Raw genomic sequence first — 25,698 nt, 5'->3', positions numbered from 1 at the left:
CCTGACGTGCCCGCTACACGCTCAAACTGCATGTAGTGCGGCTCCATTTCTTCCCACGTTGTTCCCCAGTCTTGCAGCACTAACTCTTCCGGCATCGCGCGGGCGCCGTAACGCTCGGTCAGGTGCGTTTTAAGGTGAAATTCGTGCGGCTGAAAGCGAAAGGTAATACCGGCCCAGTGATTTCCGGCACCGCCCGTGCCATTACCGGGGTGAAACGATCCCCAGGTTCGCATCGGTAAAGCTGTTTGCGAGGGATTGTTGCGCATAGTGCAGGTATTTTGTCTGGTACGTAACATTAACTCCTGGCGCATCACATAGCGCAGTTCGTCAGTCACCGTGCCGATATTAAAATCGCGCGCGGTATCGCGCCACGGACCGCGCTCAATCCCCACCACGTCCAGACCTTCATCGGCCAGTTCATTGGCAATGATCGAACCGGCCCAGCCGAGGCCAATCACCACGACATCAGTTTTAGGCAATTTTTTCATGATTTATCCTTTCGCTTTCCATTGCGCAATGCTGATCGGTTCAAGTTGCAAATTTTCGTTATGTCGTTCGATATAGTCGCGATAGTCATAACGCGCGCCTGGAAATCCCAGCATTTTCCACGACACCATCTCTTTATTGCCGCCGTAAATCGGGTCGGCAAAAAAGCCTTCCATGGTGTTGTTTAATATTTCCAGAAACAGCGACTGGGCGTCGAAACCGTCGAAATGCACTTTGCCTGCTTCCATATTGAGTAACAGCGTGTCCTGCTGCTCTGGGGTCAGATCGAAAAATTTTTTCTGGGAGCTGGTGGTTTGCACGTAGCGATTGAGCGCGGCTAAGCCCTGGCGATAACGCTGCTGTGGCACCAGCGCAGACTGATCGCCCTGTTCTGAGGTGCCTTTCTGGAAAGGACCTTCCATATATAAGCGCTCGAAAGTGCCGTAAAAACCGTGTAGCTGGCGATCGATAAATACGGCGCATCCGGCTTCTTTGCCGCCCATGCTAAGCTCATCTGCGGGAATAAGACGGTCAACCATGGCTTCTACCGTGCGGGCCTCTTCATCAGTAAAAAATAGCCAGCCGGGCTGGTCGAAGGTTTCAGGAGGGTTATCGCTAAACGGCGTCCAGCCTGGCGATCCTTTTAACGATACGGCATCCGCTGTCTGACTGACGCTGGCGGCCACGCCGAGCGCAGACCACGTCAACACTTGCCGTCGCGTCACACCTGGTAGGGTTTTGGCTCTTTTTTTCATATCGCTTCCTTTAACAGAGTTAAATAAAAATTTGTAAGAAGAGTAAGATGTTAATTAAATGTTTTGTTAATGGGATCTTAAAGTATGTCAATTGTTGAAAATTGTAATTTAAAGTCAAAACTGTATTGAAATGTAGAAGTTGCGTTAAGCCTTAGCAAATCTAAGGGTTAGAATAATGCACGAAATGTACCCGCAACCGGAAAGCCACTTTGCGTCCAGATAAGCCCGTATCGAAACTAGAGTTTTGGTTCTATCGCCACTACCGCAGCGTGCATGGTGTACGTATCGCTATTGCCTTTTTGCTCACCTTTTTGTTTGTACGCGTTACCGGGATTCCGGAAGGAACCTGGCCGCTGATTACGTTGGTGGTCGTGATGGGGCCGATCTCGACATGGGGCAACGTTTTCCCGCGCGCGATTCAGCGCATCTGTGGGACGCTGGCCGGTTCTGTATCGGGTTTGATTGCGCTAAAGCTGGAACTTATCTCGCTACCGGTCATGCTGACGTGGTGCGGTATGGTGATGTTTGTCTGTGGCTTTCTGACGCTGGGTAAACATCCCTATATGGCGCTGTTGATTGGCATTACGCTCAGCGTGGTGGTCGGCGCCCCGGCAGGTGATTTCGCCATGGCGCTGTGGCGCGGCGGGGATGTGATACTCGGTTCGCTGCTGGCTCTGCTGTTCAGCGCCATCTGGGCACAGCGCGCGTATATGCACTGGCGCATTCAGCTTTCTGATTCGCTGGAAAAAATTGCCACCATTTACCACGCCGGTTTTTCGTCTAACCTGGTAGAAAAGCCGCGTCTGACTAAACCGTTGGGTAAACTGCTGACCAGCATTATTAAGATGCGTGCGCTGCTGGAGCCGTCGAGCAAAGAGACGCGTATTCCAAAATCGGTCTTTGAAGCGATTCAAACCATCAACCGAAATATGGTGTACACCGTAGAGATGCAAATTAATGCCTGGTGGGCGTCTCGTGAAAGTCATCTGATACTGCTGAATGCGCCAACGTTGCGCCGTACTCAGCAAATGACGGAAAACACCCTACGCGCGCTTTCACGGCTGGCCGTACGGGGCGAGACCGAAGAGTTGATCACCACCAGTCATGAACTGGCAGAGATTACGCGCGAATTGAAACAGCTGATTGCCGATACGGGCAGCGAGCGACTGGAGGAGACGCCGATTTACGGTTATGTATGGATCAGCCTGGAGTTGGCGAAGCAGCTTGAACGAATGAACGACTTACTGCGCATGGCGTTGCGCAAATAATCACCTCAGACAAGGACTTAATGTGAAACCCGCTTTCTTTGCGCTAAGATAAGAGCCAGTCTGAATTTAGCTGTGAAAATTGCTTACAAGGCTGGCTAGCCGCTAAGCTGATCGTTTTGACTCTCTCCCTGCGACAGCAGGCTCAAAGAAAGGTGCCATCATGGAAAATGCCAAGCAATCATTTCAGGACGTACTGGAGTTCGTACGTATGTTCCGTCGCAAGAACAAGCTTCAGCGCGAGATCGTTGATAACGAGAAAAAAATCCGCGACAACCAGAAGCGTGTGCTGCTGTTGGACAACCTGAGTGAATACATCAAACCCGGCATGAGCGTTGAGGCGATCCAGGAAATTATCGCCAGCATGCGCGTTGATTATGAAGATCGCGTTGATGAATACATCATCAAAAATGCCGATCTGTCGAAAGAGCGCCGTGAGCTGTCGAAGAAGCTCAAAAACATGGGCGAACCCAAAGCGCAGTAACGATACCCGATTCCAGTCAAGTGCCCCTGGTGGGCACTTTTTTTATGTTCCGCGCTTAGCCAGTCGGCGTGCAATGTGCTGCAACTGCTGCGCCAGTTGTGGCAAATCCAGCTTTTTATCCTCTGGCGCAGCGGTGGTTTCCCGCAGTATCAGCGCGGTTTCAAGTACCGCCGCCGATGCTTCTTCGCCGCGCAAGCGCGCGACTATCTGGTCCACACTGACCTGACCCAATAACTGTAAATCCTGACGCACCGTAGTCAGTGGCGGCTGATACCATGCGCTTTCTGCCGTATCGTCATAGCCCATCACCGAAATCTCGCCGGGAATAGTAACCCCGTGCTGATGCAGTGCGCGCATCGCCCCCAGCGCCATCTGATCATTCGCCACCAGTAAAGCTTGCGGTAATAAATCGGGCAACTGCGTCAGCAGAGCCTGATACCCAGACTGTGCGCTCCAGTCACCACGCAGCATACAACAAGGCGTTAACTGATATTCCGCCAGCGCTGTTAACCATGCCGCTTCACGCTGGCGGGCAGATACCGAACGTTCAGGGCCGTTCAGTAAGCCAATTTTTGTATGTCCCAGTGCGACCAGATGTTCAACCGCCGCACGAGCACCCGCTTCATTGGGATACTGACATTGCGCGACCGCAGCGTGCAGCTCGACATCCAAAAACAGCGTTGGCTTTTCACCGCATAATGCCTGAATTTGCTCTGCCTGTTGCGCCATCAGAGGCAGGTTGATCAGTATGCCGTCAACGCGCTGCGCCAGCAGTTCATTCACTGTGGCTTCGGCGTTGCCGCTATCCATAGCAATAACCAGATGGTAGCCAGCGGCGGCGGCGCGTTGCTGAATGGCGGAGGCAATCTGTGCGGGCGCCATTAACGCTAAATCACTGGTAGCAAGGCCCAGCGTGCGCGTCGCTTTGCCTGCCAGCTGCTGCGCGACGCGGTTTGGCACGTAATTGAGCTGCTGCATCGCCGCGTCGACTTTTTCTCGCGTGCGGGGTGCAACTTGCTCAGAATGATTAAGCACGCGGGAAACGGTTTGATAGGAGACGCCAGCCAGTTGAGCGACGTCATCAAGGGTCACGGAGCGGGAAGTCATTGATCTCTCCTGAAGATGAAGCGGCGAGTGTAGCAAATTTTTCTCCGCCAGCGTGCCAGGATGACGCTACACTGCGGCAAGCACAGGAGAATCGTATGCAACTCAGTGATAACGACATTCAGGACATCAATCGCATTGCCGCCTGGCTGGCACTGGACGATATGCCCCAACAGGGTGAAACCCATGCGGACCTAGCAATCCTGGCCGGGCATGCAGTGTTACCCAACATTGAAGGTGCAGTGGCGTTAGCGAAAAAGTTTAACCTGCCATTGCTCATCAGCGGCGGAGTCGGCCATGCCACGCCGCTGCTGGCGGAAGCGATGGCGGCCCATCCGCTTTATCGTCAGATCGATACGCGAGGCATGGGCGAAGCGTCAATGCTGGCAGCGATTGCCCGCCTCTTCGCCGCGCTGCCAGACGAACAGTTGCTGCCTGAAAGCACATCGCGTAACTGTGGCGAAAATGCCGCGTTCAGCCAGCGTCTGCTGGATGCTAAAAATTTGCAACCGCAGCGGGTAGTGCTGATTCAGGACCCGCTATTGCAGCGCCGGACCGATGCTACTTTTCGCTGGCAATGGCGCAATCGTGAAGAGGCGCCGCAATTCATCAACTGGCCAGTGTTTACACCTCAGTTAATGAATGACGCAGGTATGGCGCGCATTATCGGCGCTCCGCCGCAGGGGCTGTGGTCACTGGAACGTTTTCTGACACTCTTACTGGGAGAGGTGCAGCGTTTGCGCAACGACAAACACGGCTACGGGCCAAACGGCAAAGGCTTTTTTGGCGAGGTGATAATGCCGGATGAAATTGATAATGCATGGCATCGATTGATGCGCCTGCCAGATGTGCAGGCGCGTATCAGGCATTAACGTCCTTGCCGGTATACCTGCAAATTAACGTTAACCGCATTGAGCAGCGGCGTGTTGATGCCGTTGCGTTTGGCGCGTAATAGCAGATCACCAATCACCTGCCCGGCTTCAATTTCAAAACCCTGCGTTAAATCACGGTACATTGACGATGTCATCGGCGTAGCAGGGTTATTCAGCAATTCATAAATCTTCGCTGTGATGGCCGGTCGTGGTTGATAGCCATCAGCGCTGATCACCGCGAGGATTTCGCTAAAAATACTTTGCAGCAGTGCTTCGCCGCCTTCTGATTGCAGAACCTGCTGTGTATTACCGCGCGCAAGACAGCACACCGCGCCTAGCGTGCTCAGTAGCAGCCACTTTTCCCATAACTCGCTGATAATATCCGCGGTAAAAAAGGTCTCCACCGTGCTGCTACGCAGCGCAGCATCGACGCGTTGCAGTCGCGCATCGTTATGACCATCCAGCGCACCGTAATAGATCTGATGAAGGGGCGTCATCTGTACCACTTCGCCATGCTCGCCCAGGGTGGCATTGATTTTACACAGGCCGCCAATTACCTGGCGATCGCCAAAGCGCGTACGCAGGGTATCAATATGGCGCATCCCGTTGAGAACAGGCATGATCAGGGTGTCTGGGCCAACCGCCGGCGCAATATCCTCCATCGCCTGATCGAGACCAAAACTTTTCACCGTCAGGATAATCAAATCGTAATTACCGTTCAGCGAGCTGGCCTGTACTAATTGTGGCTGCAGCGTTTCATTGCCTTGTGGCGTTTGCAGGATCAGCCCGGTTTTTTGCAGCTGATTAAAGCGGCGCTCACGCACCAGAAAAGTTACATCTTGTCCGGCCTGCGCCAGACGCGCGCCAAAATAACCACCGGTTGCACCGGCTCCAACAATCAAAATGCGCATAATCTTTTTCCTTGCCTGAAAACCCTTACCTTAAAACGCAGCGGCAAGGGTTTCCAGCCATGAAATGCTTATGAATGTGACGCCAGCGGGTATGGCAGCAGGGCGGTGGGAAAATCCTGATAACATACCGGCCGTAAAAAGCGCTGAATTGCCGTTGCGCCCACTGAGGTGCTGCGCGCATCGCTGGTCGCCGGGAAAGGACCGCCGTGCACCATGGCATAACCAACATCCACGCCGGTTGGGTAGCCGTTAATAATAATGCGCCCTGTCCGCGCTTCTATGTGAGGTAACAGGGTTCGTGCCAGCGGATAATCGGGTTCATTCAGCTGTAGGGTAAAAGTCAGTTGCCCTTCGATCGTCTCAATTACTGATTGTAAAACCGCCTCATCCTGACAGCGCACCAGCAACGACACGGGGCCAAATATTTCATTTTGCATGGCGGGTTGCGCAAGGAAGGTGTCGGCATCGGTGAGATAAACCTGCGCTTGCGTCTGATGCGGCGTCGCCGCAGGTTGTCCCGCGCCGAGCAGCCTTACGCCTGACAAGGCGGCCAGCGCTTCACTGTTTTGCTGGCAGGCGCGCTGTATGGCAGGCGTTAACATTGTGCTGGCGGGTCTTTGTGCCAGCGCTTCGGCAGTGAGCTGGCAAAAGTTTTCCAGCGCCGGGCTGTCCAGAGCCAGAGCGATGCCAGGATTGGTACAAAACTGTCCTGTGCCTAAGACCAGCGAATCCACATAGCCTTGCGCGATGCTGGCGCTGCGCTGTGCTAACGCAGTGGGGAACAGTAATAAAGGGTTAATGCTGCTCATTTCGGCATACACCGGAATTGGGCGCTGACGCTGTTGCGCGCACCTGACCAGCGCCAGCCCGGCATTGCGGGAACCGGTAAAGCCGACGGCTTGTATCGCTGGATGACTGACTAATGCCTGCCCGCTGTGATGCGATGTACCGTGCAAGAGCGCAAATACCCCAGGCGGAAGCTGACACTGTTTCACCGCGTCCACGATAGCCTGACCCACCATCTCGCTGGTACCGGGATGGGCCGGATGCGCTTTCACCACGACAGGGCATCCGGCCGCTAACGCCGAGGCGCTGTCACCGCCAGCAACAGAAAAGGCGAGCGGAAAGTTACTGGCACCAAATACCGCTACCGGGCCGAGCGCTACCTGCCGCTGGCGCAAATCAGGGCGGGGCAAGGGTTTACGCTCAGGCAGCGCGGTTTCGATTATCGGCGCCAGGAATTCACCGCGTTCAACCACATCGGCAAACATATTCAACTGGCCGATGGTGCGGGCGCGTTCACCCTCAATGCGGCCACGCGGCAGAGCGGTTTCCTGCATTGCCCGATCAATTAACGCATCGCCAATCGCCAGAATATTATCGCCAATCTGGCGCAGAAAACGCGCACGTAGCGGAAGATCCCGTTGAGCATACGCGTTAAAAGCCTGTGCCGCGCACTGACAAGCCTGATCAATTTGCGCCGGGCTGGCCTCATGAAATAGCGGAGGAAGGGCGTTGCCGCTCTCGGCTTCCATCGCCGAAAAAGCCTGCTCCTCACCGCAGAGGCGCAGTCCGTTAATCATGAGTTCTCCTGATAATGCCATCGTATTCTCCTCAAAGGGGATAATGTTGCAATCAGGCGCAGCAGCGCCACTATGTCGGAATCGTCAAAGCCCGTGGCGCGCATGGCAAAACTGGCCCATGCGGTCTGGCGGGTAACGAAAGCGTACAGCGCAGCGATCGGGCGTCGGCGAGTCCACCGCTGAAGAGACCTGACTAGTCGGGCAGGGCGGGCAGATCGCTGCGGCGAGCCACGGATGATGCATGAAGGCCAGGGCGAGGCGGTGTCCAGCCCAGCTCCAGCGAAATTTTGTTCGCCATGTCAATAACCAGACTCGCCAGCCCTTCCAGCCGCGCCAGCGGCAATCGTTCGGCCGGGCCAGAGACACTGATAGCCGCAAATACCTGACCGTTTGCAGCACGTACTGGTGCGCCGATGCAGTGCACGCCCAGTTCGTTTTCTTGCAAATCCAGCGAATAGCCGCGCTCACGAATACGCTGTAAGTCCGCTTCCAGCGCTGGGCCTTCAGCCAGCGTAAACGGGGTACGCTGTGGCAGTGAATCGTCGATGATTTTGCGAATCAGTCCCGGCGGTTGCCAGGCCAGGAACGCTTTACCTACGCTGGTACAGTGCACAGGTGCGGCTTCGATTCGCGTCACCATTGTGTTACCGGTGCTGTTCATTTCCTGGCGCTCAACAAAAGCCATCTGTGCCCCATCAAAGATGCATAAATGGGTGCTTTCACCGGTAATCAACTGCAACTGGGCCGCGTAAGGGCGCGCGTGACTGTCAAGATCCAGGTTCTGGATAACCAGATTGCCCAGCTGAAACAGCTTCATTCCTAGCTTGTAGGTTTCGCGCTTACCATTCTGTTCCAGCAAGCCGATGTCGCGCAGCGAGGACACCAGACGATGCGTCGTGGCACGCGGTAAACCGGTACGCGCGGCAATATCGGCCGGGGTCAGATTCGCGTCGCGTCGTGAAAAACACTCCAGAATTTGCAGTACCTTCGTCAAACTTTTAATGGCGGCCTGATTTAAGTTTTTAGCCTGGCTTCCGGCGCTCATTGTCATACCCACTCCAGAAATTCAGATACAGAGAAGCGCGGCAGGGTGCCCGCTTACATCACAGTATTCTATCATGCTGACCCTTATACTGAGACGTCTGCGTTAAATAACGCGTTTTCGGTAAAAATTCCCTGAATCCTTCAGATGACCGCCATATTATCTCGTAATGTGGGATATGGATTTAAATATGACTTTATTAATCCTTATTGTAAAGGCGGCTTTTTTGCCGCTTCACCGTCTTTTAGCGTGCTGCTTTTTCAGGAATATTTCATCTTGTGGCTGTATTTAAAGGATTTTATCTGATTATTAGAAGGTTGAAGTTGTTATTGGGTTGTGGTTTTTTTGGCCTTGTTATGTGATCTTAATTCCACATTGATAGATTAAATGTTGATCGTTCTCTTTTTGTCTCACATTAATTGATTACTGCGAGATGTTATCGCCTAATCAAACGGGAGCAGAAAATGAGTCAGCATAACCACACTGAATTGAAAGCGAAGCTGCGCGGTGTTCTGCCGCCGATTACCATGCCGTTCAATGCGCAGGGCGAACTGGTTCGTGGCGGACTGAAGCAGCAAATCGACTTTATTATTGATTCGGGGGCCAGTGCCATTGTGGTAGGAGGCAGTACCGGAGAAGGGCATACGCTGTCGGACGAAGAGTTTCGTCAGGCCATGACCGAAGCTTATGAAGCAAACAATGGACGGGTGCCGTTTATCGCTGGCTTAATTGTTAACAGCACACGTCAGGCTATTGCTCGCGTGAAAATGCTGGAAGGCATGAAGCTGGATGCGTTACAGGTTACGCCGGTACACTACCTGTTCAAGCCTGATGATGATGCTACCGTTCGCCACTTTCGCGAAATCTATGAAGCCACGCAGACGCCCATCCTGATTTACAACGTTATCCCATGGAATTATCTCAGCCTGTCGCTGATGAAACGTATCATGGAAGAAGTGCCGGGCGTGGTGGGGATGAAACAGAGCGGCGGCGACCTGAAATCCGTGTCTGATCTGCTACTGCGTTGCCCGGATAAAATCATTGTCAGTGGGGTGGATGCGCTGCTTTATCCTGGTTTTACCATCGGCTGCCAGGGCGCTATATCAGCGCTGACCAGCGCGGTGCCTTCGGTTGTGGCGAAACTCTTCAAGGCAGTGGAGGAGAATGATCACGTCACTGCGCGTGATATTCATTTCCGCCTGAATGATTTATGGAACACGTTACCGCATGACAATCTTCCCGCCTGCGTCAAATATCTGCAAAGCCTGCAAGGTGTACCGCTTTATCAGCCTCGTCCGCCGATGCAGCCGGTCAGCGAAGAACTAAAACAAACGATTAAAGCGTCGTTTGACCGTCTGATGCGCTAACTCACCTGCCTGCGCCATTTTGTGACGCAGGCCATTATAATCATCGCCGCGACCAGCCTGACAGCTGGCGTGGCGGAGGTGCAGAAGATGAAAACTTACCACTCTACCTCTCTCCCTGCCGGGCAGCGCGAGGCGGCGCCAGTGCCCCAAAAAATTGCCCGACCCAGACACCATCTGCGCTGGGCAATTATCGGCATTATCATCTTGCTGACCATCACCAATTATCTTGACCGGGGCAACCTGTCAGTGGCTGCCCCGCAGATAATGCAGGATTTAGGGATCAGTCACGCCATGATGGGGGTAATTTTATCCGCCTTTGTCTGGCCTTACGCCATTATGAATTTGCCAACAGGCTGGGCGGTGGATCGCTTCGGCGTCAAATTGCTACTGGCGCTGGCTGCTGGGTTGTGGTCTCTGGTCGCGATACTGACCGGTTTTGCCCGCAGTATCGGCACGTTTATTGGATTGCGAGTCGCGCTTGGCATCAGTGAAGCGCCGCTGTTTCCGGGGGCGTTAAAAGCGACGGATACCTGGTTTCCTGATCGGGAGAAGGCCGCTGCCACTAGCGCGTATATTGCCGCTACGCAAGTGGGGCTGGCGCTGGCACCGCCGCTGTCTACTTTGTTGATGGCAGCTTATGGCTGGCCCATGATGTTCATCATTATGGGGGTGATCGGCTTCATCGCATTGGCCGGTTGGCTGGTGCTGTATCGAGAACCCGATCGGCATCCGTGGTTGCATCAAGACGAGCTGCGTTACATCAAAGCAGGGCAGGCCACTGCGCAAGAAGCGGCCGATGCACCGCGCGTTACCGTGCGTGAATGGGCTACGTTGTTCAGGCATCCCTCAGTCTGGTACATGGTGACTGGCGGATTTTGTCTGCAATATGTGTTTTGGTTCTACATAGGCTGGCTGCCAACTTATTTGCAACAGGCGCAGGGCTTTACGTTAAATCGCGCGGGCTGGCTTTCTGCCTTGCCTTATATTGCTGGCGGCGTAGCGGTATTAATTGGCGGACGTTTTTCAGACCGGCTGGTGATGAAGGGTATTGATCCGTTTAACGCGCGTCGTTTCTCTATTGCGGGTGCTGCGTTGCTGACCGCGCTGGCGATGTTTATGACCGCGATGGCCAGCGGTCCGGCATTAGCTGTGGCACTGCTGACTTTAGGCATGTTCACTTACAGCCTGTCATCGGGCAATTACTGGACGCTGGCCGCAGAAGTCGTCACCACCAAAAAATGGGTAGCATCCATTGGCAGTATTCAAAATTTTGGCGGCTTCCTTGGCGGGGCTTTCGCGCCCGTGGTAACCGGGATTGTTATCGACCGCTTTGGTGGCTTTGTTCCTGCCTTGCTGCTGGCCGGTGTGATGGCGCTGATTTCAGCCGCGATGTATGGCATTGCGCTGCGTCACCGCTTACCGGTTTAAGCGATAACAGGCATGATATTAAAGGCAGTGGTCGCCCGGTGCTGCCCGGCATCGGCGGATGTAAAGCCTTATCACAATTGTCCCGGTCTGGTCTGGCCTTAAGACGCGCGGTTACTCGCTCAAGTAACGCATACACTGACACACTTCCTGGAGAAGCCTGATGAACGCTCATGAGATCACCGTGACCTCAGAGGTCAGCGCGCCTGCATCCCGCAGCGAGATGCGCAAAATCGTTACTGCCAGCGTAATGGGCACCATTATTGAATATTACGATTTCACGCTTTACACCACCGCCACCGCTCTGGTTTTTAACAAAATCTTTTTTCCTGGCGAATCGCCGTTGATCGGATCGCTGGCGGCTTTCGCAACCTATTTTGTAGGATATTGTGCCAGGCCGTTAGGCGGTGTGCTGTTTGGGCACTTTGGCGATCGTATCGGCCGTAAGTTCGCCTTGATGATGACGTTATGTATCATGGGCGCAGGGACTTTCCTGATTGGCTTGATCCCGCCTTATGCGCAAATCGGCGTCTGGGCGCCGGTACTACTGGTGCTGTTGCGCTGCCTACAGGGCATTGGCATTGGGGGGGAATACGGCGGCGGCATGACGATGGTAGTAGAGCATGCTCCGCCAGAACGGCGCGGATTTTACAGTTCGCTGGTGCATATTGGTGTTCCTGCGGGTTTTCTCTTGCCGATTATCTTTATTACCCTGCTTAACCTGGCGTTGGATGAAGAGGCGTTTTTATCATGGGGGTGGCGTGTGCCTTTCCTGTTAAGCCTGATATTGCTGGGAGTCGGTATGTTTATTCGTAGTCAGATTGAGGAAACGCCGGCTTTTAAACGGATGAAGCGGGAAGGGAATCAGGCCAGACTGCCGGTGATAGAGGCGCTGCGTCATCATCTGCGGGATATTGGTTTTGGTATTGGTGCAAAAATTGCGGAGAGCGGCCTGTTTAATATCTACGCAGTGTTTGCCATCAGCTATTGCGTCAATGTGTTGGGGTTGAAAAGTCAGGTCATTCTGTTTGCCATTTTACTGGCCTGCCTGCTGGAGTGCTTTACCCTGCCGTTGTTTGGCTATATGGCCGATCGCTTTGGCAAAAAGCGGGTGTATATCGGCGGCATGATCCTACAGGCGCTGCTGGCATGGCCATTTATGCTGATGCTGGCAAGCGGCAATCTGGCATGGATTTATCTGGCAATCGCGCTCGGCCTGGCATTAGGCCACGGTAGTACATTTGGCGCACAGGGCGTTTTCTTTTCATCGCTGTTTCCCGCTCGGGTGAGGTATAGCGGCCTGTCGCTGGTACAGCAAATTGGTCCTATTCTTGGCGGTGGTCTCTCGCCGATGATCGCCACCGCTCTGTTAGTCAGCGGTGAAGGTGATGGTTGGGTTATTGGTTATATGATACTGATGGCCCTGTTTTCCGCGGGCTGCGCATGGCGGCTGCGCGACGCTTCAGTCCATTAAGCCACCTACGCTCTCAACTCAGCAGGCCGGGGTTTCGCTGTTTTGCCTGGCGAAATTCCGGCAATAACAAGGCGTTATTTCTCTGAGCTTCGTCGAAAAACTCGAATGTGCGGTTGAAAGAAATTGACTATCAGTTGCGGTCTGACTGGCGTAACCTTTTCTCATCAAACATTGTTTTATGACGCGAGGGCATAACGCGCCCGCCGGAGAAGTCATCCATGAAAAAAATTGGTTTTTTATCTTTCGGACACTGGACGCCGTCTTTGCAGTCGGCGACACGCTCGGCGCAGGATGTGTTGCTGCAATCAATCGATTTAGCCGTCGCGGCTGAAGAGGCCGGCGCAGACGGTGCTTATTTCCGTGTACATCACTTTGCCCGCCAGCTAAGCTCGCCCTTTCCGCTGCTGGCGGCTATTGGCGCACGCACCCGGAAAATTGAAATCGGCACCGGTGTGATTGATATGCGCTATGAAAATCCGCTGTATATGGTGGAGGATGCCAGTGCCGCTGACCTGATTGCCAGTGGTCGCCTGCAATTAGGGATTAGTCGCGGATCGCCTGAGCAGGTGATTGATGGCTGGCGTTATTTTGGCTATGTGCCGCAGGAAGGCGAATCCGATGCGGATATGGGGCGACGTCATACCGAAGTCTTCCTTGATGCGCTGCGTGGTGAAGGTTTTGCTAAACCTAATCCGCAGCCGATGTTTCCAAACCCGCCAGGTTTGTTGCGTCTTGAGCCGCTGTCGGCAGGTTTGCGCGATCGCATCTGGTGGGGTTCTGGTTCCAACGCCACCGCCGAATGGGCAGCAAAAATGGGCATGAACCTGCAAAGTTCTACCCTGAAAGATGATGAGACCGGGGAGCCTTTCCATATTTAGCAGGCGAAGCAGATACGTGCCTATCGTGAAGCCTGGAAAGCGGCGGGGCATACGCGCGAGCCGCGCGTCTCCGTAAGCCGCAGCATTTTTGCCCTGATAAATGACCAGGACCGCGCCTATTTTGGCCGCAGTGGGCAGGAGCAGGATTCAGTGGGTTTCCTTGACGAGAAAACCCGTGCCATTTTTGGCCGTAGCTACGCGGCAGAGCCGGAAGCGCTCATCAAACAGTTAGCACAGGATGAAGCCATCGCTGAAGCGGATACGCTGCTGCTTACCGTGCCAAATCAGCTCGGTGTGGCCTACAACACGCATGTGATCGAATCGATTCTGAAATACATTGCGCCGGAATTAGGCTGGCGTTAACGCTGTCCAACGGGCAGGAATCACGCCCATGAAAAAGCCCGCTCAGGTTTGCCTGAGCGGGCTTTTTACTCCCTTCTCAGCCCGTGTTGCGTGCGGCTTGCAATACGCGGGCATCGCTTGCAGATGGTTTATCAGGCACTGTTTTCTGTATAGATGGCTCATCCATTACCCTTACAGAGCAAGACGGCACCGTCATAAGCGGATGATCTCTACTCCATCTGTTCATTTTTCGAAAACAACTTGGTTATTATTATTCATTTTCTATCATGATTTCCGCCGCGTATGGTGAGGTTAACTTTCAGCACAACCGGGAATTATCATGACTGATTACGCAATCTCTAAAAACCCCGCTACTGGCGAGATACTGGCACGGTATCCAATGCAATCAGTGACTGAACTTGAAAGCATACTAGCGAACAGCCGCAGTGCATTCAAACGCTGGCGTGACAGCGCAATGGCAACGCGAGTCAGAGTATTACACCAGCTGGCAGAGCAGCTTCGCCAGCGTGAACCTGAACTGTCACGTATGGTTACTCTGGAAATGGGCAAACCCATCGCCCAGGCGCGTGCTGAAATTCTTAAGTGCGCCACCTTATGTGACTGGTATGCCGAGCAGGGGCCTACCATACTTGATGATCAGCCCACACAAATTCCCGATGCCTGGCAGCGTTTTAAACCGATTGGCACCATTTTGGCCGTCATGCCGTGGAATTTCCCGTTCTGGCAGGTGCTGCGCGGTGCGGTGGGTATGTTGCTGGCGGGAAACACCTATGTGCTGAAACATGCGCCTAACGTGATGGGAAGCGCCATGCTGATGGCCGAATTGTTTGCCGCTACCGATCTTCCCGACGGTGCATTTGCAGTTATCAACGTCAACAATGATGGTGTATCCGCTGCGATTAAAGACCCACGTATAGCTGCCGTTGCCGTGACCGGTAGCGTTCGGGCAGGGGCCGCTATTGCGGCGCAGGCAGGTTCCGCGCTGAAAAAGACGGTGCTTGAACTGGGCGGGGCCGATCCTTTTATTGTACTGGCTGATGCCGATCTGGATGAAGCCGTGAAATCTGCCGTACAGGGTCGTTACCAGAATACCGGGCAGGTATGCATGGCCGCCAAGCGCTTTATTGTGGAAAAATCGATTGCTGACGAGTTTGAAGCGCGTTTTAGCACTGCGGTACAAGCGCTGACGATGGGCGATCCATTGGATGAAAAAAATTATCTTGGTCCGATGGCACGTTTCGATCTGCGCGACGAATTGCACGAGCAGGTACAACGATCTCTGCATGAGGGTGCGCGCCTGGTACTTGGCGGCGAAAAGATCGCAGGGGAAGGCAACTATTACGCGCCAACTATCCTTAGCGATGTCACCACGCAAATGACGGCCTTTCGTGAAGAATTATTTGGACCCGTTGCAGCCATTGCGATAGCGCGCGACGCCGATCATGCCCTGGAAATTGCCAACGATAGCGAATTTGGCTTAAGTGCCACCGTATGGACCGCAGACAATGCCATCGCCGACCGCCTGTCTGATCGCCTGGAAACAGGGGCAGTATTTATTAATGGCAACGGCGCATCGGATCCGCGCGTTACCATCGGTGGGGTGAAAAAAAGCGGCTATGGACGTGAATTATCACATTTTGGCGTTCATGAATTTTGCAATATTCAGACCGTCTGGAAAAACCGCCGCTAGGGCTTCACGGTACAAGGCGGCAGACAATGTCGCCTGAAGTCAGCGACAACCGCTGAAAGCATTGTCGCGGGCCAGCCTTTAAGGTGCTGGCATCAGGCCTGAGTCCAGACTGAAAATCAGAGCCCGTCAACAAGGGTAATCAGGGCGTCCGCTACGGCTTCGCGTTCAGCGCGGGCACGTTGATACTCTGGTGAGTGATAACACTGTAGCGCGCTCTGATAATCATCAAATTCGATGACAACGTGTTTTTGAAATGGTGTCCCCTCCAGCGTTTCCGCCTCGCCGCCGCGCGCCAGAAAGCGTGCGTTAAACCGCCTGAATGCGGCAGGTGCGAGATCCATGTAGTTTTTGTACTGTGCTGGATCCTTGATGTTGACGTGGGCTATCCAGTAAGCGGCCATATTTACTCCTGCTGAGAAAGGATCTGTTTCGCCAGGCTGGCAGCCTCGGTGAGATGATTGTGTACCGCCTGTTTAGCGCGCGGCGGATCATTTTGCTCGATCGCCTGATAAATGCGCGACATGCGCTCAAAACCCGCAACCTGACGTTCGGGATAGGCCAGAGTCAGAGCGCGTAAGCGGCTGATGCGGCTGTTCAGGCGCTGCACAATCTCCCAGGCAATGGTGTGTCTCGCCACGCTGAATACCGTTTCGTAAAATGCTTGTGACGCCTCGACGCGCTTAATGTCGTCATGCTCGCGTGACGCCTGAGCAATTTGTTGCAGTTGCGTGTATAACAGCGCTTTGTCGGCTGGCGTTGCCAGCTTTGCACAGTCAAACGCTGCTTCCTGCTCAAGCAGGATGCGGATATTGTAAATCTGTTCGGCAGCCTGCCAGGTCAGTATCGCAACGATAGGACCTTTCTTGGGCAGGATCTCAATTAAACCTTCTGCTTCCAGATAGCGAATAACCTCACGCACCACGCTACGGCTGACGCCGAGCTGCTCCGTTAACTGACGTTCAACCAGCCGATCGCCTGCCTTAAAGTAACCGGCAATAATGGCCTGACGTACTTTATTCAGCGCCAGCTCACGCAATGTGACCGGCGCGTTTTCAATTTTCAGAGAATGGTTCTCTATCATCAAATCCCTCTGCATTCAGTAAGATAAATTATTGGGACATATTGCTGTCTGCGCGGATAAGCGACTTAGTATTAACACTGAACGTTCGTTACACGCAACGGCTGCACAGGGTTGTGCAGGCAGCTTTCCAGCCCTATTCATAACCTGACGTCCTGCAAAAAATTCGGCCAACCTCACATTTTTATACTCTGCTTCAAAATAGTTTACCTGGGAGTGTAATTAGTTTAACCGGATGAATTAAATGATTTTTTAACGACCCCGCCTGACTTGTCCTGTTACTGTTCTTAACGCTATTCGTTGCTAACGCGCAGCGCCGAAATTTTGCCTCAATGCCTCAAATTCAATTACTTATCCTTCAATTATCCTGTGTGGCCGGGTTGATATTTAACCACAATATGACATTTAGTATTATGGTATACCATATTTTGACATGGCAATTTCCGCAATGCTATACCATCCACGAAACATTCAATTAGCAATTTATTAACTTCAGGAGTCGCTCATGCACCCCGCAATTCGTAAAACTCTGGTGACGACAGAGACTGTGTATGTTGATGGCGGCAAAGCTGCCGCCAAACCGCTGGTAATGATAGCCGCCGCCGCTGTAGTGAAAAACCCGTGGGCAGGGCAGGGATTCGTAGAGGATCTGGCGCCACAAATTCGTGAATTTGCCCCCGTGCTGGGTGAACTACTGACCCGTCTGATCCTTAAAGAGGCCGGCAGCGGAGAAGCCGTGGAAGCCTTCGGTAAAAGCGCTGTCGTGGGGCTGGATGGTGAACTGGAACACGCTTCAGCGCTGATCCACACGTTGCATTTCGGGAATCACTATCGCAGCGCAGTACAGAGCAAAAGTTATCTGGCGTTTAACAATACGCGCGGCTCGGCAAATACGCCGGTACTGATTCCGATGATGCATAAAAACGACGAAGGCAGCCGCGAACACTACCTCACCATGCAGTTCAACATCGGTGATGCACCGCACTATGACGAAATTGTGATTGCACTTGGCGCTGCGTTAGGCGGACGTCCGCATCACCGTATCGGCAACCGTTATTCAGACCTGAAAGAGTTAGGCCATGATGCGAAAAACCCAGCGGCTGTCTGATAGCCAGATGCGCGTCAGCTATCTCGAAGCTGGAAAAGGAGCAACGCTGGTGTTGATCCACGGGGTCGGCATGAATGCCGAATCCTGGTTCCCACAGATTGAAGTGCTGAGCCGCCACTTTCGCGTGATTGCCGTGGATATGCCGGGGCATGGCGAAAGTGACGCTTTCAGCCGGACGGTGACGTTGCGCGATTACGTAGCCTGGCTGGCGGAGTTTCTGGCGACACAGCCGGAGTCTCGCTTTGCAATCGCGGGACATTCAATGGGCGCGCTGATCACCGCTGGTCTGGCTATCACCCATCCGACCCTGGTGAGCCACGCCATCGTGATGAGTGGGGTTTACAAGCGTAGCGATGTGGCTCGTCACGCCGTGTTACAGCGAGCGCGCGAGCTGGCGGCAGGCAACGCACAACTTGATTCACCGCTGGCGCGCTGGTTCGGCGATGACGAGCGGGAGGTCGCGCTGCGTAAACAAGTGGGCGACTGGTTACAGCAGGTCAATGTGCAGGGTTACGCGGCGGCTTATCAGGCGTTTGCCAGCGGGGATGAGGTGTATGCCGACCGCTGGAGTGAAATGCAGTGTCCCGTGATGGTATTAACCGGCGAGCTGGATGCCAACTCCAACCCACAAATGGCCTATGCAATGGCTGCCGCCGCACCGCAGGGGCAGGCGGTAATTATCGCTAATGCGCGCCATATGGTGAGCCTGACGGACGCCGGGCGTGTCAATGAAGTGATGCTGAGCTTTTTAACCGCGCCCGGAACGCTGGGCAGCAAGACGAAAGAACTGGCAGGAGTTACCCATGCAAGCAGATAAACGCAGACAACTGCGTGACGCATTCGGTGCTTTTATGACTGGCGTCACTGTGGTCACCAGCCTTGATAAGGCTAATCAGCCGATAGGTTTTGCCGCTAACTCATTTACATCCGTTTCGCTCGATCCGGCATTGCTGCTGGTGAGTATAGATAAGCGCTCAGCCAATTTCGCCAGTTTTACCGGGTGTTCTCACTTCGCCGTAAACATCCTGGCGGAGCAGCAGAAGGAGACCTCAAATATTTTTGCATCAAAAGTAGATGATCGCTTTGCCCTGATCGACTGGCGTGCCAGCGAAAACGGCACCCCGCTAATCGACGGCAGTTCGGCCTGGTTCGACTGCACGCTGCATCAGGTAATAGACGCGGGCGATCACTCTATTCTTATCGGCCGCGTAGACGCCTTTGAATCGCAGGCGACGGCTGGACTGGGTTATTACCGCGGCGCGTATTTCACGCCTTATCTCAATGCCGAATCATTGATAAATCGCCTTAGCGTAGAGGTTAGCGCGCTTATCGAATGCAACGGCCACACGGTTATGGTCCAGCAAGACGGCATTGCCACGCTGCCAACGCGAAGCGTGGCGAAGGGCAGCGTCGGCGACACATTAGCTGCGCTGATCGCAGAACTGGGGATAAATGCTAATCCGGGTTTCGTTTATTCCATTTATGAAGATCGGCAGAACAATAAACAGCACATTGTTTTTCTCTGTGCGCTGCCCACCGATAGTGCACTAGCGCCGCTCAATCAGGGGGAATGGTTCGATCTGGCAAAAATTTCTGCGCTGTCGATCAGAGATTCAGCGCTGAAATCGCTGATGAATCGCTTCGTCAGAGAAAATAGCGTCGGCAATTACTGCATCTATTACGGCGATGAAATCAACGGTTCAATAAAACAATTCGCCAGCTGAAACCCGCATCGGAGTACCCTATGAAACTCTCATTATTTATCCATATGGAACGCACCTCACCCGATGAGCCGCAGGGCAAGCTGTACCGTGAAATGATAGAGCTGTGCGAAATGGCCGATAACGCCCATATGCACGCTATCTGGACAGGTGAGCACCATGGGATGAACTTTACCATTGCGCCAAATCCGTTAATCAATATTGCGGATTTGGCGAACCGGACAAAAAACGTGCGTCTTGGCACCGGCACCGTGATCGCGCCGTTTAATCATCCGCTGCGTCTTGCTGGTGAAGCGGCAATGACCGACATCATTAGCCATGGTCGCCTGGAACTGGGCATCGCACGCGGGGCTTACAGTTACGAATATGAGCGCATGATGCCGGGTCTGACTGCCTGGGATGCCGGACAACGCATGCGCGAACTGGTGCCTGCCATGCAGAAATTGTGGGAAGGCGATTACGCTCACAATGGTGAATTCTGGCAGTTCCCACTGTCTACCTCTTCTCCAAAGCCACAGCAGCAGCCGCATCCGCCAGTCTGGATTGCCGCGCGCGATCCTAACAGCCACGAGTTTGCCGTGAAAAACGGCTGCAACGTTCAGGTGACACCGCTGCATCAGGGTGACGAAGAGATAGTGCGTCTGGCTGAATGTTTTCTTGAAACACGCCAGCGCTTTGCTCCAGAGAAGCCGCTAAAGATCATGCTGCTCCAGCATGGTTATGTGGCGGAGAATGAGCCGGATGCGCTGCAAGCCGCCGATGAACTTAACCGTTTCTATAACTATTTCGGTGCGTGGTTCAAAAATGAACGACCGGTCAGTCAGGGGCTGATCCAGCCGTTAACTGACGAAGAGATGGCGGCTAATACCTACTATTCAGCAGCAGCGATGCGTAAAAACCTGGCGATTGGAACCGCAAACGAAATCATTACCCGCCTCAAGCATTACGAAGCGCTGGGATACGATGAGTTTGCGCTGTGGATCGACAGCGGGATGACGTTCGAACGGAAGAAGGCGTCGCTGATGCGCTTTATCAACCAGGTCATGCCCGAATTTCATTAACAGGTGCAGAGATGGAATCGTTCAAACTTTTTATTAATGGCGAATTTGAGAACGGCTCAGCCACGTTCTTATCGATCAACCCTGCCACCAGGCAGCCGTGGGCCGAGATTGCCGAAGCACGCGCTGATGCGGTTAACCGCGCGGTAGAGGCTGCCCATCGGGCGTTTCATGGCGCGGCATGGCGCGGTCTGACGGCGACGGCACGCGGCAAGCTGCTGATGCGGCTGGCCGATCTGGTGGAGCAGAATGCGGATGAACTGGCGCGACTGGAAACGCTGGATACCGGAAAAATCATCCGTGAGACGCGTGCGCAGATCGCCTACGTTGCTGATTATTATCGCTATTACGCGGGGCTGGCCGATAAAATGGAAGGCCGGGTATTGAGCATTGATAAAGCCGATACTGAAACCTGGACGCGGCGCGAGCCGGTCGGAGTTGTGGCGGCGATCATTCCCTGGAACAGCCAACTGTTTCTTTCAGCCGTTAAAATCGGGCCGGCGCTGGCTGCGGGCTGCACGCTGATCGTCAAAGCGGCCGAAAGTGCGCCAACCCCACTGTTGGCTTTTGCCCGGCTGGTGGCGGAAGCCGGTTTTCCGCCTGGCGTCTGCAACATTATTACGGGATTTGGAGAGAGCTGCGGCACGGTGCTGACTACGCATCCTGCTGTGTCGCATATCGCCTTTACCGGCGGACCGGAGACGGCGCGACATATTGTGCGTAACAGCGCGGAAAATCTCAGTAAAACCTCTCTGGAGCTGGGCGGTAAATCTCCTTTCATTGTCTTTGAGGACGCCGATCTTGAGAGCGCCGCCAATGCGCAGGTTGCGGCGATCTTTGCCGCATCCGGTCAGAGTTGCGTTGCGGGCTCGCGCCTGCTGGTAGCTGAAAGCGTTAAAGAAGCGCTGCTGGCAAAACTGATGGAGCGGGTGCAGCGCATCGTTATCGGTGCGCCAGAGGATATGCAGACGCAGTTCGGTCCACTTTGCACGCAGCAGCAAAAAGAGCGTATTCAAAATGTGGTCGCGAAGACGCTGGAGCAGGGAGCGAAGCTGGTGACCGGTCATTACGACATCGACCGTCCGGGGTTTTACTATCCGCCTACCATTATTGACTGCTCGAACACGCCACAGGCGGAAAGCGTCATTAATGAACTGTTTGGACCGGTGCTGTCGGTGGTGAGTTTCCGTGACGAAGCCGATGCGATTCGCCTCGCCAATAATACCGCTTATGGGCTGGCGGCGGGTGTCTTTACGCAAAACCTGGCGCGCGCCCATCGCGTTACCAACGCGCTACGCAGTGGCGTGGTGTGGATCAACACTTACCGTATGGTGTCACCGCTGGCACCCTTCGGCGGCTACGGTCTGTCCGGCCATGGACGGGAAGGCGGGATGGAAGCGGCGCTGGAATTTACCACGACCAAAACCGTGTGGTTACGCACCAGCGATGAACCCATCGGTGATCCTTTCGTCATGCGTTAATGATTGCTTACACCAGGAAATAACGTCATGGATGACGTTACCAGCAGAACTGCACCGCAGGGATACCGGTTACGCTTCTGACTTAACGGAATAATCTAAAAGCCTGTTTTTGTCGGGGTCGTGATGACCTCCGGCAAGGCTTTGCCGCTGTTCAGGTATTGCACCCTACACATTAAAAAATAAAAGTCCCCATTTGCGGAGGATAAACATGTCTCAAAACAACGTGATAGAAAATAAATCGGTGGACTACGTGCCGGAAAATGAGCGGCACGGCCAGGCACGCAGTTTGTTCACGCTATGGTTTTGTACCAACATTGCGCCGCTGGCGGTGGTAACAGGCGCGATCTCAACACAAACGTATCATCTCAACATCCTGTCAGCGTTTTCGGCGATTATTGCCGGGCATCTGTTCGGCGGCCTGTTTCTGGCGCTGACGTCGGCACAAGGGCCGCGCGTTGGTATTCCACAGATGGTGCAGAGTCGCGCGCAGTTTGGCCGTTACGGCTCGCTGCTGGTGATTTGCTTCACCACCGCGATTTATCTTGGCTTCTTTATCTCCAACGTCACGCTCTCTGGTAGAGTGATCAACAACGTTATTCCGGCACTGCCTGTTAATACCGCAACCATTATTGGCGCGGTGGCCGCTACGCTGATTGGTATCGTTGGTTACCGTTTTATCCATCATATTAATAAAGTGGGTGCCTGGGTAATGGGCATCGCACTGGTGGTCGGAATGGGGGTGATGCTCGGCCATCCGCTGCCGGCTGATTTCTGGCAGCGAGGCTCATTCAGCCTTAACGGCTGGTTTGCCACTTTCTGTATCTGTGCGGTATGGCAGATTAGCTTCTCGCCTTATACCTCGGACTATTCACGCTACTTGCCTGCCAATATTGGGGTCTTCAAACCGTTTATCTGCACCTGGCTTGGCGCGTGCTGCGGCACTATTCTGGCGTTTCTGTTTGGTATGGTGGCAGTGAACCTGGCAGGCGGCGACAGCGAAGCCATGGCGGCGGTGCGTCAGGCAACCGGCTGGCTTGGCCCCATCCTGATGGTGTTATTCCTGATGAATATCATCTGTCACAACTCAATGAATCTGTATGGTTCCGTGTTGTCTTTGATCACGGCAGTGCAGACCTTCCGTCCAGCCTGGCTACCTGCGGCGCGTGTGCGGGTGATCGTCTCTGCGATTGTGCTGGTAGGGGGCGTGCTGGTTTCAATTGCGGCATCGGCTAATTTTGTCTCCTTCTTCCTGAACCTGATCTGGGCGCTGATCGGTGTGCTCATTCCCTGGAGCGTAATTAACCTGCTTGATTTCTATGTGGTGAAGCAGCAGCGTTACGATATTCCCTCTATATTCCGCGCGGACGGTGGGCGTTACGGGCTGGTGAACACCAATGCATTGTTGATCTATTTCGGCGGCGTGCTGGTGCAAATTCCGTTTGTGGAGAATGCGTTTTTTACCGGCCCTTATGCGCATCTCATTCCTGGTGCGGATATTTCCTGGGTAATCAGCTTAGTCGTCACCAGTACGGCCTATTTATTGTTCCATAAGAAAGAGACCGGCGTACTGGCCGGACAGCAACAGCGGGCGCAGTAAGTTTGTGCAGAGTGTACGCAACCTTCCGTGCACTCTGCCTGATCTGTCTACGCTGAACGTAGGCTCAGGCACCCTGAAGCCGGGCGAGCGTTTCAAGCGCCCACTGTCGGGCTACATTCGTATGCATGGCCTGTAATGCGGCGGCAATCCGCGGATCGGACAAACCTGCCAGCCAGCCCTTTTGCTGCTTATCCGCCCGCTGCATGGGATGGCGTAGCAGCTCTACCAGCATAATTTCAATCAATCGTCCCATCACGAGATCGTGGCCGGGCAGCGAGGAACTGGCTTCATTGGCGATTAGCCCGATAAGCGGTTGCAGCCGGCCTGCTTCCTCGTCTCCGAAGCGTACATGGATAAGTTCGGGCAGTAATACGGTTGCGAGAGCGCTCTGCTCAGGCGCAATCTGAAAATAGCCGCCCACCAGACGGGTCGTTTCCCCCATCGGGTTACCTTGCCACCGGATATAGTCATGCTGTTCTGCGGGCGACGACAAGGATAAAAGTTCGTCGAGACAGGGAATGACGCCCATATCGCTGACCAGGCGATACTGTGGCCGCTGCGTTAATAGCAGATAGTCTCCCTGTCGCATTAAAAAGGGTATGCCGGAATCCGCAATAGAAAAGCGCCTGAGCCTGCTGGCAGAGCAGGGAATACTTTTCCCTGATTATGTTGCCGAATCACTGAGGCATTTTTTACTGTGGCTCAACAACGTGAAAGAAGAGGATGGCACTCAGTGGATTCAGGAAGAGATAGGTGCAACACAAGAAAGAATCAAAACACATTATTTTAATGGCGAAATCAGTGCTGAAGAAAGTCTATTGTTAACTGGACTGATGGAGCGTTTATTAAATTTCATTCGTCTGTCTGAATCTTATTTCAGTGTCAAAGAGCGCGTAAAGTCGATGGAACAGACGACAAAACGCGACAAAGAAAAATTAAGAAAGGGACAGGTTGATCGGGGAATGATTCTGCTCTCATGCTTTACCGCCTTCCTGACGACTATGCTAGGTTGTCTGTTCTGGATTGGAACAGGCTGGAAAGATGGCTCAACCGCACCGATGATGGGGGCGGTCATGTGCTCAATATTTGCCTCCCTCGACAGTCCTGTAGGCTCCATGAAGGTTTTCCTGAAAGGGGTTATTGTTGCTACCGTCCTCAGTATCATGTATATGGGAATTTTAATTCCCACGACTGTAACGTTTGAATCGCTGATCATTGTCCTGGCGCCAGGCCTGATTGCGCTCGGGCTGCTTATCGCCAATCCATCGACCAGCTTTATTGGGATGATCATTGCTACCCAAATTCCCGGTTTTATCGGTATGACACATGACCTCAAGCCGGAGCTGCTGACGATTATCAATGCAGCTATCTCTACTGTGGTAGGTGTCCTGATAGCGGTAGTCGTTACAGCCGCTCTACGTAATAAACGGCCTTCCTGGACCGCTCGTCGCTTGCTGCGTAGAGGCGTAAAAGAGCTGCTGCAGTTTACCTCCGAGATTAAGCTTAACGCCTCGTCGCTGTTATCACGCCAGCAATATGTTGCCAGTATGATCGATAAGATAAATATCATCCTGCCACGAAATAAAGTTGATCCTATCCATGGCGTTGCGCTGGGCGGTAATTTGATTACCGAAATCTGGCTTGGCGTGAACTGCTATGACTTCTGCACTCGTCATTATCAACTGCTCAAAGACAATCAGCTCGATAGTGACGAGATTATGGCGGAGATTACTCGCTATTTTAAACAGCGTTTAAGGAATATCTATATTGAACCACCACAGTCATTACTGGATGAGTTAGATAAACTGCTCCTGCGCACTGAGTTACTTTGTCATTCAGACATGAAACTATTCGCGCCGCTGCTTTACTTGTTCAGTATTCGCATGGCGCTCTATCCGTCGCGACGTTGGCCAGGCGATAATAGCGTGATTTCTAAAAACCCCTTAACTTCGTAAG

General features: G+C 53.5%; 22 protein-coding genes and 2 pseudogenes. 15 read left to right on the top strand and 9 right to left on the bottom strand.

Annotated features, from left to right (window positions below; all coding sequences use genetic code 11):
* Together QRY16_RS15790 and QRY16_RS15785 are read right to left on the bottom strand one after the other, a co-directional pair.
* A pseudogene (locus tag QRY16_RS15790) lies at positions 1 to 491 on the bottom strand (GMC family oxidoreductase); the annotation flags it as partial.
* The gene (locus QRY16_RS15785; protein ID WP_289777277.1) at positions 492 to 1,241 is read right to left on the bottom strand and encodes a gluconate 2-dehydrogenase subunit 3 family protein; all 750 of its coding nucleotides are present in this window, start codon (positions 1,239 to 1,241) and stop codon (positions 492 to 494) included.
* A gap of 209 nt (positions 1,242 to 1,450) precedes the next feature.
* On the opposite strand from QRY16_RS15785, the gene QRY16_RS15780 reads away from it, so the two are divergent.
* Both QRY16_RS15780 and tmaR read left to right on the top strand, forming a co-directional pair.
* Positions 1,451 to 2,509: an FUSC family protein gene (locus QRY16_RS15780; RefSeq protein WP_289777276.1), complete on the top strand. Its 1,059-nt coding sequence runs from the start codon at positions 1,451 to 1,453 to the stop codon at positions 2,507 to 2,509.
* Between the two features lie 160 nt (positions 2,510 to 2,669).
* Positions 2,670 to 2,990, top strand: coding sequence for a PTS system regulator TmaR (tmaR, locus tag QRY16_RS15775; protein ID WP_193404948.1), 321 nt, complete (start codon positions 2,670 to 2,672; stop codon positions 2,988 to 2,990).
* A gap of 42 nt (positions 2,991 to 3,032) precedes the next feature.
* On the opposite strand, the gene QRY16_RS15770 is transcribed toward tmaR, so the two are convergent.
* A complete protein-coding gene (locus tag QRY16_RS15770) occupies positions 3,033 to 4,097 on the bottom strand; it encodes a LacI family DNA-binding transcriptional regulator (RefSeq protein WP_193404949.1) in 1,065 nt (354 codons plus the stop codon).
* 95 nt (positions 4,098 to 4,192) lie between these two features.
* Here QRY16_RS15770 and QRY16_RS15765 point away from each other — a divergent pair, with 95 nt between their 5' ends.
* Positions 4,193 to 4,966, top strand: a complete 774-nt coding sequence (locus QRY16_RS15765) for a YdcF family protein (RefSeq protein ID WP_193404950.1) — start codon at positions 4,193 to 4,195, stop codon at positions 4,964 to 4,966.
* Here the strand turns inward: QRY16_RS15765 and QRY16_RS15760 are convergent.
* The 3 genes from QRY16_RS15760 to QRY16_RS15750 all read right to left on the bottom strand — a co-directional run bounded on the left by QRY16_RS15760 (position 4,963) and on the right by QRY16_RS15750 (position 8,511).
* Entirely contained in the window at positions 4,963 to 5,877 is a 915-nt protein-coding gene (locus QRY16_RS15760) for a ketopantoate reductase family protein (protein WP_289777275.1), read from the bottom strand. The genes QRY16_RS15765 and QRY16_RS15760 overlap by 4 nt on opposite strands.
* A gap of 68 nt (positions 5,878 to 5,945) precedes the next feature.
* Positions 5,946 to 7,460 (bottom strand): aldehyde dehydrogenase (NADP(+)), encoded by a 1,515-nt coding sequence (locus QRY16_RS15755; protein ID WP_289777274.1) that lies wholly within the window; start codon positions 7,458 to 7,460, stop codon positions 5,946 to 5,948.
* A gap of 193 nt (positions 7,461 to 7,653) precedes the next feature.
* Positions 7,654 to 8,511: an IclR family transcriptional regulator gene (locus QRY16_RS15750; protein ID WP_193404953.1), complete on the bottom strand. Its 858-nt coding sequence runs from the start codon at positions 8,509 to 8,511 to the stop codon at positions 7,654 to 7,656.
* Positions 8,512 to 8,966: 455 nt separating this feature from the next.
* Here QRY16_RS15750 and QRY16_RS15745 point away from each other — a divergent pair, with 455 nt between their 5' ends.
* The 5 genes and pseudogenes from QRY16_RS15745 to QRY16_RS15725 all read left to right on the top strand — a co-directional run bounded on the left by QRY16_RS15745 (position 8,967) and on the right by QRY16_RS15725 (position 15,699).
* Positions 8,967 to 9,869, top strand: coding sequence for a dihydrodipicolinate synthase family protein (locus QRY16_RS15745; protein WP_289777273.1), 903 nt, complete (start codon positions 8,967 to 8,969; stop codon positions 9,867 to 9,869).
* An 87-nt stretch (positions 9,870 to 9,956) separates the two neighbouring features.
* Positions 9,957 to 11,297, top strand: coding sequence for an MFS transporter (locus QRY16_RS15740; RefSeq protein ID WP_289777272.1), 1,341 nt, complete (start codon positions 9,957 to 9,959; stop codon positions 11,295 to 11,297).
* 160 nt (positions 11,298 to 11,457) lie between these two features.
* Complete coding sequence (locus QRY16_RS15735; protein WP_193404957.1) at positions 11,458 to 12,768, top strand: MFS transporter; 1,311 nt, start codon at positions 11,458 to 11,460, stop codon at positions 12,766 to 12,768.
* Positions 12,769 to 12,986: 218 nt separating this feature from the next.
* Positions 12,987 to 14,009: pseudogene (locus QRY16_RS15730) on the top strand (LLM class flavin-dependent oxidoreductase).
* 319 nt (positions 14,010 to 14,328) lie between these two features.
* Positions 14,329 to 15,699, top strand: coding sequence for an aldehyde dehydrogenase family protein (locus tag QRY16_RS15725; protein ID WP_193404959.1), 1,371 nt, complete (start codon positions 14,329 to 14,331; stop codon positions 15,697 to 15,699).
* A gap of 116 nt (positions 15,700 to 15,815) precedes the next feature.
* On the opposite strand, the gene QRY16_RS15720 is transcribed toward QRY16_RS15725, so the two are convergent.
* A complete protein-coding gene (locus QRY16_RS15720; RefSeq protein ID WP_289777271.1) occupies positions 15,816 to 16,100 on the bottom strand; it encodes a DUF1330 domain-containing protein in 285 nt (94 codons plus the stop codon).
* Between the two features lie 2 nt (positions 16,101 to 16,102).
* Positions 16,103 to 16,780 carry a GntR family transcriptional regulator gene (locus QRY16_RS15715; protein ID WP_289777270.1) on the bottom strand — a complete coding sequence of 226 codons (678 nt, stop codon included), beginning with the start codon at positions 16,778 to 16,780 and terminating at the stop codon, positions 16,103 to 16,105.
* Between the two features lie 502 nt (positions 16,781 to 17,282).
* Between QRY16_RS15715 and QRY16_RS15710 the strand changes: the two genes are divergently transcribed.
* The 6 genes from QRY16_RS15710 (at position 17,283) to QRY16_RS15685 (ending at position 23,742) form a co-directional block, all read left to right on the top strand.
* Complete coding sequence (locus QRY16_RS15710) at positions 17,283 to 17,885, top strand: amino acid synthesis family protein (protein WP_289777269.1); 603 nt, start codon at positions 17,283 to 17,285, stop codon at positions 17,883 to 17,885.
* The gene (locus QRY16_RS15705) at positions 17,857 to 18,702 is read left to right on the top strand and encodes an alpha/beta fold hydrolase (RefSeq protein WP_289777268.1); all 846 of its coding nucleotides are present in this window, start codon (positions 17,857 to 17,859) and stop codon (positions 18,700 to 18,702) included. Before QRY16_RS15710 ends, QRY16_RS15705 begins: the two co-directional genes overlap by 29 nt.
* Positions 18,689 to 19,609 carry a flavin reductase family protein gene (locus QRY16_RS15700; protein WP_289777267.1) on the top strand — a complete coding sequence of 307 codons (921 nt, stop codon included), beginning with the start codon at positions 18,689 to 18,691 and terminating at the stop codon, positions 19,607 to 19,609. Before QRY16_RS15705 ends, QRY16_RS15700 begins: the two co-directional genes overlap by 14 nt.
* Positions 19,610 to 19,629: 20 nt before the next feature.
* Positions 19,630 to 20,667 carry an LLM class flavin-dependent oxidoreductase gene (locus QRY16_RS15695; protein ID WP_289777266.1) on the top strand — a complete coding sequence of 346 codons (1,038 nt, stop codon included), beginning with the start codon at positions 19,630 to 19,632 and terminating at the stop codon, positions 20,665 to 20,667.
* Positions 20,668 to 20,678: 11 nt separating this feature from the next.
* Positions 20,679 to 22,145 carry an aldehyde dehydrogenase gene (locus QRY16_RS15690; RefSeq protein ID WP_289777265.1) on the top strand — a complete coding sequence of 489 codons (1,467 nt, stop codon included), beginning with the start codon at positions 20,679 to 20,681 and terminating at the stop codon, positions 22,143 to 22,145.
* Between the two features lie 208 nt (positions 22,146 to 22,353).
* Positions 22,354 to 23,742, top strand: a complete 1,389-nt coding sequence (locus QRY16_RS15685; RefSeq protein ID WP_289777264.1) for a purine-cytosine permease family protein — start codon at positions 22,354 to 22,356, stop codon at positions 23,740 to 23,742.
* A 64-nt stretch (positions 23,743 to 23,806) separates the two neighbouring features.
* On the opposite strand, the gene QRY16_RS15680 is transcribed toward QRY16_RS15685, so the two are convergent.
* Positions 23,807 to 24,331 (bottom strand): cupin domain-containing protein, encoded by a 525-nt coding sequence (locus QRY16_RS15680; protein WP_289777263.1) that lies wholly within the window; start codon positions 24,329 to 24,331, stop codon positions 23,807 to 23,809.
* A 10-nt stretch (positions 24,332 to 24,341) separates the two neighbouring features.
* On the opposite strand from QRY16_RS15680, the gene QRY16_RS15675 reads away from it, so the two are divergent.
* The gene (locus tag QRY16_RS15675; RefSeq protein WP_289777262.1) at positions 24,342 to 25,697 is read left to right on the top strand and encodes an FUSC family protein; all 1,356 of its coding nucleotides are present in this window, start codon (positions 24,342 to 24,344) and stop codon (positions 25,695 to 25,697) included.
* The last annotated feature ends 1 nt before the right edge of the window (position 25,698 follow it).

This window comes from Mixta mediterraneensis (assembly GCF_030283135.1).
GTDB classification, from domain to species: Bacteria; Pseudomonadota; Gammaproteobacteria; order Enterobacterales; family Enterobacteriaceae; genus Pantoea; species Pantoea mediterraneensis.
This window is presented reverse-complemented; position numbering and strand designations above follow the sequence as displayed.